This is a genomic window from Paracoccus aerius, from assembly GCF_014656455.1.
GTDB lineage: Bacteria > Pseudomonadota > Alphaproteobacteria > Rhodobacterales > Rhodobacteraceae > Paracoccus > Paracoccus aerius.
The window spans coordinates 57,122-70,126 of sequence record NZ_BNCL01000009.1 but is presented as its reverse complement, the minus strand read 5'-3'; the positions used below and the strand labels follow the sequence as shown (position 1 = coordinate 70,126).

Here is a 13,005-nt window from a genome sequence, read left to right as displayed (position 1 = left end):
ATCATGAGATCGGGATTGGTGCGCGGGTTCCTCTCGGTAGGGATCTGGACCTTCGTGTCGCGTTTGTCGGGCTTTGTCCGCGACATCCTGATGGCCGCCTGGCTGGGCAGCGGCGCGGTGGCCGACGCCTTCTTCGTGGGCCTCTCGCTGCCCAACATGTTCCGCCGGTTCTTCGCGGAAGGGGCGTTCAACACCGCCTTCGTGCCGATGTTCGCCAAGAAGCTGGAAGACCGCGAGGATGCGCAGCGCTTTGCCTCGGAAGCCTTCTCGGGCCTGCTGATGTCGGTCCTGGTGCTGTCTGCGGTCGCGATGGTGTTCATGCCAGGGCTGGTCTGGCTGATGGCCGCGGGCTTTGCCGGCGACGAACGGTTCCCGCTGGCCGTCCAGTTCGGCCGGATCATGTTCCCCTATATCCTGCTGATCTCGCTGGCCTCAATGATCTCGGGCGTCCTGAACGCCAACGGCCGGTTCATGGCTGCCGCGGCGGCACCCGTCTTGCTGAACCTGCTGTTCATCGCGGCCATGGCGGTGGCCTGGTGGCGGGGATGGGACGTGGGCCTGACGCTGGCCTGGGCCACGCCGCTGACGGGGATCGCGCAGCTTGCCCTTGTCTGGTGGGACGCGCATCGCACCGGCTGGTCCTTCCGCCCGCAGCGCCCGCGCCTGACGCCCGACATGCGCCGCCTGCTGGCCGTGGCCCTGCCCGCAGCCTTTGCAGGGGGCGTGGTGCAGATCAACCTGCTGGTCGGCCGCCAGGTCGCCAGCCATTTCGAGGGCGCGATTTCCTGGCTGTCCTATTCCGACCGCCTGTATCAGTTGCCCCTGGGCGTCGTTGGCGCAGCCGTGGCCGTCGTCCTGCTTCCCGAACTCGCCCGCAGGCTTCGCGCGGGCGACCACGCGGGGGGCCAGTCGGCCTATTCCCGCGCAACCGAGTTCGGGCTGTTCCTGACCCTGCCCGCCGCCTTCGCCATCGCCGTGATCGCGGAGCCCATGGTGCGCACGCTGTTCGAACGGGGCGAGTTCACCGCCTATGACACGACCCAGACCGCCCGCGCGCTGATCGTCTATGCCTTCGGCCTGCCCGCCTTCGTGCTGCAGAAGATCCTGCAACCGCTGTATTTCGCGCGCGAGGACACGAAGACACCCTTCCGCTATGCCCTTTGGTCGATGGTGGTGAACGCGATCGTGGCCTTTGGCCTGATGCCCTGGCTAGGTTTCCTGGCGGCGGCGCTTGGCACCACCGTCGCCGCCTGGATCATGGTGGCGCAACTGTGGTGGGGCACGCGGGCCATGGGCGACGCTGCACGCGCCGATGACCGACTGCGCCGCAAGGCACCGCTGATCATCCTGTCATCGTCACTGATGGCGGGCGCGCTGTGGCTGATGATGGGCTGGCTGGACGGCGCGGGCATCGGCCGCGTGCCGGGCCTGCTGATCCTTGTCTTCGGCGGCGCCGCGATCTACTTCGCGCTCAGCTTCGCGACGCGGGCCTATCGGCTGTCGGACCTGAAGGCGGCGGTCCGGCGCGGCTAGCGCGCCCGGATCTGGCGCAGCACCCGTTGCACGCCCCCGTCCACCAGCACGAAGCTGAGAAGAAAGCCCGCTCCGAACCCTGCGATCTCGGCGATCCAGCCATAGCCCGCGCCGCCGAAGACGATGCCGAAGACAAGCTGAAAGGCCAGCAGCATCCCGATCAGCGTGAAGGCCCGCATCCGGTTGGCGTGCACCGCCCCCAGCCGGGACCACAGCAGGAAGGTGAAGGCGCCCACCAGCCCGTAGACGGCTGGATAGCCCCCGATCAGCGGTCCCACCCGGCCCGGCAGGACGGATATCGCCGCCGTATAGACCAGGGCACCCCCGATGGCCGAACCCAGGAACAGCGCGACGACCGCCCAGGGGCGGAACTCGCGCGCGATCATGTTGCCAAGTGCCAGGGTAAAGACGACCACGAACAGCGCATGGGTGAAGGACGTGTTGACGAAGCTGTAGGACAGGATGCGATAGGCCTGGTCCCAGTCCACCGCGCCAAGCTGCCACATGCGCTGCACCATCTCGGGCGCGAAGGCGGTCATCTGCATCGCGGACAAGCGCAGCCCCACGCCTTGCGCGCCCCCGATCAGCCCGGTCTGGCCCAGCAGGAACACGATCTCTCCGGCGATGGCTGGCAGGGCCAGTGCCCAAAGCACGACGGGCAGCGGGTTGAGGGGCGAGACAGGATTGGCCTGGCGCATCGGGATTCCTTCGCGGTTGCGGTCGCTTTGGGCAAGGGCTAAGCCACTGGCAGCGAAAATCCAAGCAGGCCCGACATGACCGAGACGACGAAAACCCGTTTCACCCCGCGCATCTTCTCGGGCATCCAGCCGTCAGGGGGGTTGACGCTGGGCAACTACCTGGGCGCCCTGAAACGCTTCGCCGCCCTCCAAGGGGGCGAGGCCGAGACGATCTACTGCCTGGTCGACCTGCACGCGATCACTGTCTGGCAGGAACCCGAGACCCTGCGCCTCAACATCCGCGAAGCCGCCGCCGCCTTCATGGCAGCGGGCGTCGATCCCGCGCAGTCGGTCCTGTTCAACCAAAGCCAGGTGTCCGCCCATGCTGAAATGGGCTGGCTTTTCAATACTGTCGCGCGGGTCGGCTGGATGTACCGGATGACCCAGTTCAAGGACAAGGCAGGCAAGAACACCGAGAATGTCAGCCTGGGCCTTCTGGCCTACCCCGCGCTGATGGCCGCCGACATCCTGACCTATCAGGCAACCGCCGTGCCGGTGGGCGAGGATCAGAAGCAGCACCTTGAGCTGACCCGCGACATCGCCGCCAAGTTCAACCACGACTACGGCGTCGAGCAGTTCCCGATCACCGAACCGCTGATCGAGGGCGTCGCCACGCGGGTCATGTCGCTGCGGGACGGGTCGAAGAAAATGTCGAAATCCGACCCCTCGGACGCCAGCCGGATCAACCTGACCGACAGTGCCGATGCGATCGCCCAGAAGATCCGCAAGGCACGCACGGATGCCGACCCCCTGCCCGGCACGACCGACGGCCTGAAGGACCGGCCCGAGGCGCGAAACCTGGTCAACATCTATGCCGCCCTGGCCGACCAAACCCCCGACCAAGTCCTGTCGCAGTTCGAGGGCCAGGGCTTCGGCGCCTTCAAGCCCGCGCTTGCCGATCTGGCGGTCACCTCGCTGGAACCGATCACAAAGCGGATGAACGACTTCATGGCCGATCCTGCCGAGATCGACCGCATCCTTGGCAAAGGCGCGATCCGCGCGGACGAGATCGCGACCCCGATCCTTGAACGCACGAAAGAGATCATGGGCCTGCTGCGCACCCGGCCCTGACCTGACACGAAAAAGGCCGCCCCGCGATCACCGGGCGGCCTTTCGATATGTCTCAGCGACTTCTGCCCTGACTACAGCGCCTTCATGACATCTGCCGCGATCTGGAAACTGCGCAGCCGCGCATGGTGATCGTGGATCTGGCCGGTCAGGATCACTTCATCCGGGCGATAGGTAGAGATCAGGTCGTGCAACTGGACGCCGACTTCGTCGGCATTGCCCACCGCGCTGATCTTCAAGGCCTCATCGACCATACGGCGCATCTGCGGGCCGATCTCGGCATCGAGATCCTGCACCGGACGCGGCAACTTGCCGGGCATCCCCGTCCGCAGCCGCGCGAAGGCCAGCTGCATCGAGGTCCGCAGATAGCGCGCATCATCGCCATCGTCGGCGGCAAAGACGTTGATCGCCAGCATCACCTGCGGCCGGTCGTTCCACGGCCCCGGCCGGAACCGTTCGCGATAGATGGCGATGGCCCGATCCAGATCCGAGGGCGCGAAATGGCTGGCAAAGGCATAGGGCAGGCCCAGATGCGCGGCCAGTTGCGCGCCGAACAGGCTGCTGCCCAGGATCCAGACCGGAACATTCGTCCCCTCGCCCGGCAGCGCGCGGACCGGGGCGCCCGGCCGCTCTGGCCCCAGGTAATCCAGCAACTCGACCACGTCTTGCGGAAAGCTGTCGGCCATCGGATCGCGGCGCAATGCGCGGATCACGGCCCCGTCCCCGCCGGGCGCGCGGCCCAGGCCAAGATCGATCCGATCCGGAAAGGCGGTGGCCAGCGTGCCAAATGATTCCGCCACCGTCAGCGGCGCGTGGTTCGGCAGCATGATCCCCCCGGCACCCACGCGGATGCTGGATGTTGCCTGCGCCACCAGCCCGATCAGCACCGCCGTGGCGGCACTGGCGATGCCCGGCATGTTGTGATGTTCGGCCAGCCAGAACCGGCGATAGCCCCAGCTCTCGGCATGGCGCGCAAGATCAAGGGTGTTGCGGATCGCATCGGCGGCCTCGGAACCCTCGGGCACCGGCGACAGATCGAGAAGGGAAAAGGGAATGCTCATGGCAGACGAGGTATGGCGGCCGGTCAGGATTGCAATGCCGCAAGATGCAGAAACTGCAACGCCCTATCTTCTGTGCTCAAACATCCTCGGGGCGTGAGTGGCGCCCGAGGGTGCCGGAGGGGGCGCGAGCGCCCCCCTGCCTTACATCTTGCGCAGATAGGTCCAGGTCGGAACCCGCGCGTTGCGGGCGACCGACCAGCTTTCTGCATCACCCAAATAGACGAATCCGCAATTCGTCAGCACTCGCGCCGAACCCGGATTGTCCTGGAAAGCCTCGGCGAACAAGGTCCGGGCATTGTGCGGGTTGGCTCGGACCAGGGCGTCCACGGCCTCGGTCGCGAAGCCGGTGTTCCAGAACCCGGCGCCGATCCAGAAGCCCAGTTCCGACTGGTCGTCCTCCATCCGGGTCAGAGAGACCACGCCCAACAGTTCCGCCAGCTTGTTGGCTGAACCGTCGATGGCCCAGACATCCTCGGCCCGGTCGACGGACAGGGCACGCGCGACAAAGCCTTCCGAGGCGCCGGGCGGCAGCGGATGCGGAATTGCGCGGGTGCCTTCGGCCACGCGCTTGTCGGCGGTGTAATGGGCGATCATCCCCGCATCCGACGGACGCAGGGGACGCAGGACGAAGCGTTCTGTGGCGATGACGGGCTGGTTCAACGTGGCGTCCGTGACGCTGAGGTCGTCCAAACGCGTACCTTCCCTCATCGGTGCTGACATGACCAATTTTCCCTCCCCGGAAAACAGGCGGGGGACCGGCTTCCGCCGATCCCCCTGTAACAGTGAAATGTTAAGCTCGGGTTACTCGGCTGCTTCGAGAGTCGCGGGAATGACCGAAATAAAGGTGCGGCCCTTCAGACCCTTCTTGAAGGTCACATGGCCGTCGGTCAGGGCGAACAGGGTGTGATCCTTGCCCATGCCCACATTGGCGCCAGCCCACCATTTGGTGCCGCGCTGACGCACGATGATGTTGCCGGCGATGGCTTCCTGACCGCCGAACAGCTTGACGCCAAGACGGCGACCAGCCGAATCGCGGCCGTTGCGGGACGAACCGCCTGCTTTCTTATGTGCCATGGCTCAGTCTCCTTACGCGTTTTCTTTGGTGCGCGCGCCGACGGCGGTCTTCACGCCGGTCGATCCTGCGCCTTCGGCCAGAACGTCGGTCACCCGCAGCAGGGTCAGTTGCTGGCGATGCCCGCGCGTGCGCTGCGAGCTGTGCTTGCGGCGGCGCTTGACATAGGTGATGACCTTGTCGGCCTTGATCTGGTCGATGACCTCGGCCTGCACGCAGGCGCCATCCACCAGCGGCGCGCCCAGGGTCGTGCCGACCATGAGGATTTCGTTGAACTGGACCTTGTCGCCAGCCGCGGCATTCAGCTTTTCAACGCGCAGGACATCACCCGCCTGCACCTTGTATTGCTTGCCGCCTGATTTCAGAACCGCGAACATCGCTTCGACTTCCTTCGTTTCCGCGTCCTTCGGCCCCAGATCGCTCTGGCGTTGGGGTTTCCCGCCTTCGGACTGCGCATCCCGCGCTGCGGGATGTCATTGAAAATAACATGCCGGCCAAGGGCAGTGGCCCGGCCGGTTGACGCGGATATGGCGGATCCCCCGTCCCAAGTCAAGCATTTCCGCAATGGCAATTTTCAGCGGGATCAGGGAACCTTGGCGCCCGGCGCGCCTTCCTTCGCAGCCCTTGCCCGGAACATACTGGAACCGATCATGCAGAGTTTCACCTGCCCCGCCTGCGACTCCCGCGTTTATTTCGAGAACCTGTTCTGCGCCTGCGGCGCCGCGCTGTTCTATGACCCCGAGGCGCGCGCCATGCTGAACGAGGCTGACCCCTGCGCCAACCGCGACGCGATCCAGTGCAACTGGGTCGCCATTCCCGGCGAAACCCTGTGCCGGTCCTGCTGCATGTCCGATGTTGTTCCCGCCCTGCATATCGGCGACAACCAGCAGCTTCTGGAACGGGCGGAACGGGCGAAGCGGTGGGTTCTGGCCAACCTGTCCAACTGGCAGTGGTTCACCGATGCCGACGGGGGAATGCGCCCGCGCTTCCAGATGCTGTCGGAAAACACTGGCGCCGGCCGGGCCGAGCAGATCATGATGGGCCATGACAATGGCGAGATCGTCATCAATGTCACCGAGGCGGACGAGCTGATCCGCGTCAAGCGCCAGCAGGAACTGGGCGAGCAGTATCGTTCGATGGTCGGACACTTCCGCCACGAGCTGGCCCATTTCCTGTTCGACCGGCTGACCGCCGCGCCAGGTTTCCAGGACGAGTTCCGCGCCCTATTCGGGGACGAATCCGCCGATTACGCGGCAGCCCTGCAAGAGCATTACAACAACCCCAAGGATCCCGGAGAGGACTTCATCACGGCATATGCCACCTCGCACCCGCACGAGGACTGGGCTGAAACCGTCGCGCATCTGCTGCACATGGTGGATTTCACCGACAGCTTCGTCAGCGCGGGCCTGATGATGAAGGGCATTCCTGCCAACTATCAGCCCTATGCGGAAACGGACGCGGACCATCTGCTGACGATTGCGGCCGAGGTCGCCATCGCCATCAACGACATCAATCGCGCCCTGGACAATTCCGACCTGTATCCCTTCATCCTGACCCCGAAGATCCGCGAAAAGATCAAGTTCGCGCATGGCTGGATCAGCCAGCACGGCGCGCGAGGAGCCTAGCCCTCGGCCTTTTCCTCAAGAGCCAGCCACTCTTCCTCGGCGGCGGCCAGGGCCTGCTGGCGTTCGGCCAAGGCCTCGGTCGCCTTCTGGAACTTGGCGGGCGCCGCCGTGAACAGGTCGGGCTGGGCCAGGAACTGGATCAGCTTGCCGATCTCGGCCTCCAGCCGCTCGATCACGGCGGGCAGCGCGTCGAGGCGGTGGCGCTCGGTGAAGGACAGGCCCGACTTGGCGGCCTTGGGGCGGTCGGCCGGCGCCGCTGCCTTGCGGGCTGTTTCGGACACGGCGTCGGGCGTATCGTCGCCCCGCTGCGCACGGTAATCGGACCAGCCTCCGGCATAGACCGTCGCCCGGCCGTCGCCTTCCATCGCGACGGTGGTGTCGGCCACCCGGTCGATGAAGTCGCGGTCGTGGCTGACCAGCAGCACGGTGCCGTCATATTCGCCCAGCAGATCCTGCAGCAGGTCCAGCGTTTCCACGTCCAGGTCGTTGGTGGGTTCGTCCAGCACCAACAGGTTCGACGGACGCGCCATCAGCCGCGCCAGCAGCAGCCGCGCCTTTTCGCCACCTGACAGGCTGCGCACGGGCGCGCGAGCCTGCGCGTCGTCGAACAGGAAATCCTTGAGATAGGCCACCACATGCTTGGGCTGGCCCCGCACCATGACCTGGTCGGCCCGGCCCGAAACCCGCATGTCGGGATCGCCGGTCAGCGATTCCCACAAGGTCTGGTCGGGGTTCAACTGCGACCGGGTCTGGTCGAAGACGGCGACTTCCAGGTTGGTGCCCAGCATGACAGTCCCCTCGTCGGGCGCAACCTCGCCGGTCAGCATCTTGATCAGCGTGGTCTTGCCCGCGCCGTTGGGTCCGACAAAGGCCACCCGGTCGCCACGGTTCACCAGCAGGTCGAAGGGGCGCAGGATCGTGCGGCCGCCAAAGGCCTTGGCGATGCCCTTGGCCTCGATCACCTTCTTGCCCGACTGTGGCCCGGAATCGAGCGCCATGGCCGCCGTGCCCTGCCGCCGGATCTGGGCGCTGCGTTCGGCCCGCAGCGCGGCAAGGGCGCGGACGCGGCCCTGGTTGCGCTTGCGCCGGGCGCTGATGCCCTCGACGGCCCAGCGGGCCTCGGCCTTGATCTTGCGGTCCAGCTTGTGGCGGGCCTCATCCTCGGCCGACCAGACGGATTCGCGCCAGTCCTCGAACCCCTCGAAGCCCTTTTCCTGGCGGCGCACCTCTCCTCGGTCGATCCACAGGGTGGCGCGGGTCAGGCGGCGCAGGAAGGCCCGGTCGTGGCTGATCAGCACATAGGCAGCCCGGGTCTGCGACAGGTGATCCTCGAGCCAGCCGATCGCCTGGATGTCCAGGTGGTTGGTCGGCTCGTCCAGAAGCATCAGTTCCGGCGCCTGCGCCAGAAGGCGTGCAAGCGCTGCGCGGCGGCGTTCCCCGCCCGAGGCGGTGGCGACGGGACGCGCGGGATCGAACTTCAGCCCCTCGGCCGCCATCTCGACGCGGTAGGCTTCGGATTCGGGCAGGCCAGAGGCCGCGAACTCGCCCAAAGTCGCAAATCCTGACAGGTCGGGGTCCTGCTCCATGTAGCCGGTCGATACGCCCGCGCTCAGGACGACCTCGCCCCGGTCGGCCTCGACCAGGCCGGCCATGACCTTCATCAGGGTCGATTTGCCCGATCCGTTCCGGCCCACCAGGGCCACCCGGTCGCCGGGCTGGATCGTCAGGGAAAGCCCGTCGAAGACGGGGTCGCCGCCAAAGGTCAGCGAAATTTCGGACAGTTGAAGAAGGGGTGCGCGTGCCATGCCTGCGCCCCTATCGCGGGGCGGGCAGGCGGTCAATGGCGGCCTGTTCTGCATGATCTGCAAAGGGACTTGCGCCGCATGATTTTCCCTTTCACAAGAACCCGACGGTTCACGAGGTTGGCATGACGCGCAAGATCATCATCGACACGGATCCCGGCCAAGACGATGCCGTGGCGATCCTTCTGGCCCTTGCCAGCCCCGAGCTTGAGGTGCTGGGCCTGACCGCCGTGGCGGGCAACGTGCCCCTGGCGCTGACCGAGCTGAATGCACGCAAGATCGTCGAACTGGCAGGCCGCCCCGACATCCCGGTCTTTGCCGGCTGCGACCGCCCGCTGGTGCGCCCGCTGGTCACGGCGGAACATGTCCACGGCAAGTCCGGCCTGGACGGGATCGAACTGCCCGCGCCCACGGTCCCCCTGCAGACGCAGCACGCGGTTGACTTCATCGTCGACAGGCTGCGCCGCGAAGACAGCGGCACCGTGACCTTGGTGCCCATCGGCCCCCTGACCAACATCGCCCAGGCCTTCCGCCAGGCCCCCGACATCGTCGAGCGGGTGCAAGAGATTGTCCTGATGGGCGGCGCCTATTTCGAGGTGGGCAACATCACCCCCGCGGCCGAGTTCAACATCTTCGTCGATCCCGAGGCCGCGGCCGAGGTTTTTGCCGCAGGCGTCCCGCTGGTCGTGATGCCGCTGGATGCCACCCACGAGGCGGTGACCTCGCGAGACTGGGTGGAGGGGATGCGCGCCCTGCCCGGCCGCTGCGGTCCGGCGATCGCCAGCTGGACCGACTTCTTCGAACGCTTCGACAAAGAAAAATACGGCAGCGAAGGCGCGCCCTTGCACGACCCCTGCACCATCGCCTGGCTGCTTCGGCCCGACCTGTTCACCGGCCGCCATATCAACGTGGAAATCGAGACCACCGGCAAGTTCACCACCGGCATGACCGTCGCCGACTGGTGGCGGGTCACGGACCGCCCGGCGAATGCCAACTTCATCCGCCACGTGAACCGCGACGGGCTGTTCAGGCTGCTGGCCGACCGGCTTGCCCGCCTGCCGTGACTAGTTCGGGACGGGCGTGTTCAGCGGCACGGTCCCTGCCCCGTCGCCCAATTCGGCGTTCAAGCGGCTGACCAGATCCTGCGTCATGTCGATGGCGTCCATCGACACGAAGACCGTGCGCCGGTCCAGGACCGCAACGGCTCCGCGTTCCTGCATCATCTCGCCCATCAGCGGCAGCGCAGCGCGATAGAAGGCGGCGCGGTCCGCCTCGGCCCAGGCGTTCAGATCCTGGACCACCTGCGCGCGTTGGCGGCGGACCTCGGTCGCGCGGGTGTCGAAGGCCTCGGCCAGTCGGCGGAACTCGGCGGGGTCAAGGGTGCCGCGCTGCTGGGTCAACGCCGACTCCTCGTCCGACAGTTGCGCGGCCAGGCGTTCATTCTCGGCCTCGATCTTGCCGCCTTCTTCCTCCAAAATCCGCTGCGTCCGCTTGCCCCATTCAGAGGCCGCGAACAGCACGTCCTGATCGACCGTCAGGATCGGCGCCGCAACGGGCTTGGCGTCGCGCGGGCTTTGGATCGTGCGCGAAGGCAATGGCGGCGCCTCGGGCGTTGCCGGGGGCGCCGCGGCGGGAGGCTGGTCCCCCGGCACCGCCTGCCCCAGGGCAAGGCCCGGCAAGGCCAGCAGCGCGACGACCGCCAGTCCCCGCGCCAGCCCCATCAGAACCGCGTCGAGATGGTCAGGTCGAAGTTCTGTTCCTCGTCATAGTCTTCCTTCTTGACCGCCTTCGAGAAGTTGAAGCGCAGCGGCCCGATGGGCGTGGTCCAGAAAATCGACGCGCCGACCGAGGCGCGGACATACATTGAATCGTCAATCTCGCCATTCGGGCCAGGGGTTCCGACTGTCGTGTCCAGACCCCAGATCGAACCGACATCGGCGAACAGACCGCCCGAGATGCCGTATTCCTCGGGCAGGCCGATGGGGAACTGGGCCTCGGTCCGGACGACCCAGAAATAGTTGCCGCCCAAGCCGTCCTGGTTTTCGGCATTCAGGTCGCGCGGACCGATGCCGTTGGGTTCGAAGCCGCGGATGCGCGTGCCGCCCCGATAGCGGTCAAGGATCCAGGTGGAATAGTCGTCATAGGAAAAGATCCCGCCCGCCTCGAACTCGGCGCGCAGGGTCACCTCCTCGCGCCAGGCGTTGCTTTCCACCCCGGCCAGGGCGCTTGTGGTCACGCTTTTCGTGTCGCCGCCCAAGCCCGCGAAATCCTGCGAGAAGCGCAGTTTATAGCTGGTCAGCGGGTCCAGCCCGGTGATGCGCGTGTCCCACAGGTAGCTGTAGCCAAGCGCCGAGGTGACGCGCTGTCCTTCCTCGTTCTGCAGCAATTGCGAGCTGTCGTCCTCGACCCCGCCCAGGGTTTCCTTGGACAGGCGATAGCGCAGTTCCAGACGGCCGTTCTGCGAGATCGGAAACTCGATCGACGGACGCACGCCGACGGACCGGGTGTTGTAGTCCGAGTTCAGGCTTTCGGTGACGTTGTAATAGGTGTTGAAGCCGAAGCGCAGGTCGCGGCCCAGGAAATACGGCTCGATGAAGGTCAGCGACGATGACTGGTCGCCATCCGCGGTCGAGATGGACAGCCCGACCGTCTGGCCGCGGCCCAGGAAGTTGTTTTCCTGCAGCGACGCGTTCAGGCCCACGCCCGAGGCGACGCCATAGGACGCGCCAAAGGACAGCGATCCGGTCGGCTGTTCTTCCACGTTCACGTCGACGATCACCTGTTCGTCGCTGCTGCCGGGGCGGCTGTTGACCTGCGCGTCGCTGAAATAGCCAAGCGCGCGGATGCGTTCGGCTGCGTTGCGGATTTCACGCGGGTTGAAGGGATCGCCCTCGACCGTGTTGAACTGGCGACGGATCACCTGGTCCAGCGTGGTCGTGTTGCCCTCGATGTCGATGCGTTCGACAAAGACGCGCGGGCCGCGCGTCAAGGCGAAGGTCAGGTCCAGCGTCTGGTTCTGCGGGTTGCGCGTCACGCGGGGCTCGATATTGACGAAGTTCAGCCCCTGCTGCAGCGCGATCGTCTCCATCCGGCGGATGGTGTTGTCGATTGCGGCAGGGTTGTAGACGTCGCCCCGGCCCACGCGGTTCTGCGCCGCGAAGGGCGCCGCATCCACGCCCGGAATTTCGGACACCGTGTTGACCTGCGCAAAGCGATAGCGCGGGCCTTCCTGGATGTTGAAGGTGATATAGAAGGCGTCGCGTTCCCGCGCGATTTCAGGCGCCACGGCCTGAACGCGGAAGTCAGCGTAACCGCGCGAACGATAGAAGTCGGTCAGCAACTGTTCGTCAAGCTGCAGCCGTTCCGGCGCAAAGGTGTCGCGGCGGATGAAGGTGCGCAGGATGCCTGCCTGCTTGGTATCCAGCACGTTGCGCAGCCGGCGGTCACTGAAGGCGCGGTTGCCGGTAAAGCCGATGCGCTCGATTTCCGTGACGTTGCCTTCGCGAATCTCGAAGACCAGGTCAACGCGGTTGTCGCTGCGGCGGATGATGCGCGGGTCGACGCGTGCGGCCAGGCGGCCCTGCGCCGCATAGGCCTGGGCGATGTTGTTGGCGTCCTGGATGGCCTGGCTGGGCTGATAAACGCGGCGCGACTGGCTTTGGACGACCTGGGACAGTTGCTCGTCGTTGATGCGGCGGTTGCCCTCGAAGCTGATCTGGTTGATCGTCGGGTATTCGCTGACGCGGATCACCAGGACATTGCCCTGGGGCACGATCTCGACCGTCTCGAACAGGCCCGAATTCTGCAGGCGTTGCAGCGCGTCGTTCAATTCGCCCGCCGACACGTCCTGGCCGCGCGCGATGTTGGTATAGGACAGGACCGTGGCCGGTTCGACCCGCGACGATCCTTCGATCCGCACGTCGTTGAAGACATAGGCCGAAGCCGCGGCAGGGATCAGAGCCGCAGGGGCCGCGATCGTCAAGGCCGTCACCAGGGCGACCGCGCCCCTGCCCAGTTTCCGTGTCATTGCTGCCCCTCTTGTCGTCAGCCTGCAACGGCGCTGCTTGCGGCGCCTTCTTTTGCGTCAAGCTTGTGCATCAAACCGCC

Annotated in this window: 12 protein-coding genes; 4 read left to right on the top strand and 8 right to left on the bottom strand. The window is 66.0% G+C overall.

Features of this window, described 5'->3' with window-relative positions; translation table 11 throughout:
* Positions 1 to 3 precede the first annotated feature (3 nt).
* Entirely contained in the window at positions 4 to 1,533 is a 1,530-nt protein-coding gene (murJ, locus tag IE224_RS11955) for a murein biosynthesis integral membrane protein MurJ (RefSeq protein ID WP_191310657.1), read from the top strand.
* On the opposite strand, the gene IE224_RS11950 is transcribed toward murJ, so the two are convergent.
* Entirely contained in the window at positions 1,530 to 2,231 is a 702-nt protein-coding gene (locus IE224_RS11950; RefSeq protein WP_191310656.1) for a rhomboid family intramembrane serine protease, read from the bottom strand. The genes murJ and IE224_RS11950 overlap by 4 nt on opposite strands.
* 75 nt (positions 2,232 to 2,306) lie before the next feature.
* Between IE224_RS11950 and trpS the strand changes: the two genes are divergently transcribed.
* Positions 2,307 to 3,341, top strand: coding sequence for a tryptophan--tRNA ligase (gene trpS / locus IE224_RS11945; protein WP_191310655.1), 1,035 nt, complete (start codon positions 2,307 to 2,309; stop codon positions 3,339 to 3,341).
* A 71-nt stretch (positions 3,342 to 3,412) separates the two neighbouring features.
* Here trpS and IE224_RS11940 read toward each other — a convergent pair whose 3' ends face one another.
* From IE224_RS11940 to rplU, 4 genes are all read right to left on the bottom strand, one after another.
* Positions 3,413 to 4,393 (bottom strand): LLM class flavin-dependent oxidoreductase, encoded by a 981-nt coding sequence (locus IE224_RS11940; RefSeq protein WP_191310760.1) that lies wholly within the window; start codon positions 4,391 to 4,393, stop codon positions 3,413 to 3,415.
* 147 nt (positions 4,394 to 4,540) lie between these two features.
* On the bottom strand, positions 4,541 to 5,107 hold the full coding sequence (locus IE224_RS11935; protein ID WP_191310653.1) for a GNAT family N-acetyltransferase: 567 nt from the start codon (positions 5,105 to 5,107) through the stop codon (positions 4,541 to 4,543).
* A 93-nt stretch (positions 5,108 to 5,200) separates the two neighbouring features.
* Complete coding sequence (gene rpmA / locus IE224_RS11930; RefSeq protein ID WP_167622339.1) at positions 5,201 to 5,473, bottom strand: 50S ribosomal protein L27; 273 nt, start codon at positions 5,471 to 5,473, stop codon at positions 5,201 to 5,203.
* 12 nt (positions 5,474 to 5,485) lie between these two features.
* The gene (gene rplU, locus IE224_RS11925) at positions 5,486 to 5,848 is read right to left on the bottom strand and encodes a 50S ribosomal protein L21 (protein WP_167622340.1); all 363 of its coding nucleotides are present in this window, start codon (positions 5,846 to 5,848) and stop codon (positions 5,486 to 5,488) included.
* A 273-nt stretch (positions 5,849 to 6,121) separates the two neighbouring features.
* Between rplU and IE224_RS11920 the strand changes: the two genes are divergently transcribed.
* Positions 6,122 to 7,096 carry a zinc-binding metallopeptidase family protein gene (locus tag IE224_RS11920; protein ID WP_167622341.1) on the top strand — a complete coding sequence of 325 codons (975 nt, stop codon included), beginning with the start codon at positions 6,122 to 6,124 and terminating at the stop codon, positions 7,094 to 7,096.
* On the opposite strand, the gene IE224_RS11915 is transcribed toward IE224_RS11920, so the two are convergent.
* The gene (locus IE224_RS11915; protein WP_191310651.1) at positions 7,093 to 8,901 is read right to left on the bottom strand and encodes an ABC-F family ATP-binding cassette domain-containing protein; all 1,809 of its coding nucleotides are present in this window, start codon (positions 8,899 to 8,901) and stop codon (positions 7,093 to 7,095) included. The two genes, IE224_RS11920 and IE224_RS11915, sit on opposite strands and share 4 nt — an antisense overlap.
* Before the next feature lie 122 nt (positions 8,902 to 9,023).
* Between IE224_RS11915 and IE224_RS11910 the strand changes: the two genes are divergently transcribed.
* The gene (locus IE224_RS11910) at positions 9,024 to 9,962 is read left to right on the top strand and encodes a nucleoside hydrolase (protein ID WP_167622343.1); all 939 of its coding nucleotides are present in this window, start codon (positions 9,024 to 9,026) and stop codon (positions 9,960 to 9,962) included.
* On the opposite strand, the gene IE224_RS11905 is transcribed toward IE224_RS11910, so the two are convergent.
* On the bottom strand, positions 9,963 to 10,619 hold the full coding sequence (locus tag IE224_RS11905; protein WP_191310645.1) for an OmpH/Skp family outer membrane protein: 657 nt from the start codon (positions 10,617 to 10,619) through the stop codon (positions 9,963 to 9,965).
* Positions 10,619 to 12,925, bottom strand: coding sequence for an outer membrane protein assembly factor BamA (gene bamA / locus IE224_RS11900; RefSeq protein ID WP_191310642.1), 2,307 nt, complete (start codon positions 12,923 to 12,925; stop codon positions 10,619 to 10,621). Before bamA ends, IE224_RS11905 begins: the two co-directional genes overlap by 1 nt.
* Between the last annotated feature and the right edge of the window lie 80 nt (positions 12,926 to 13,005).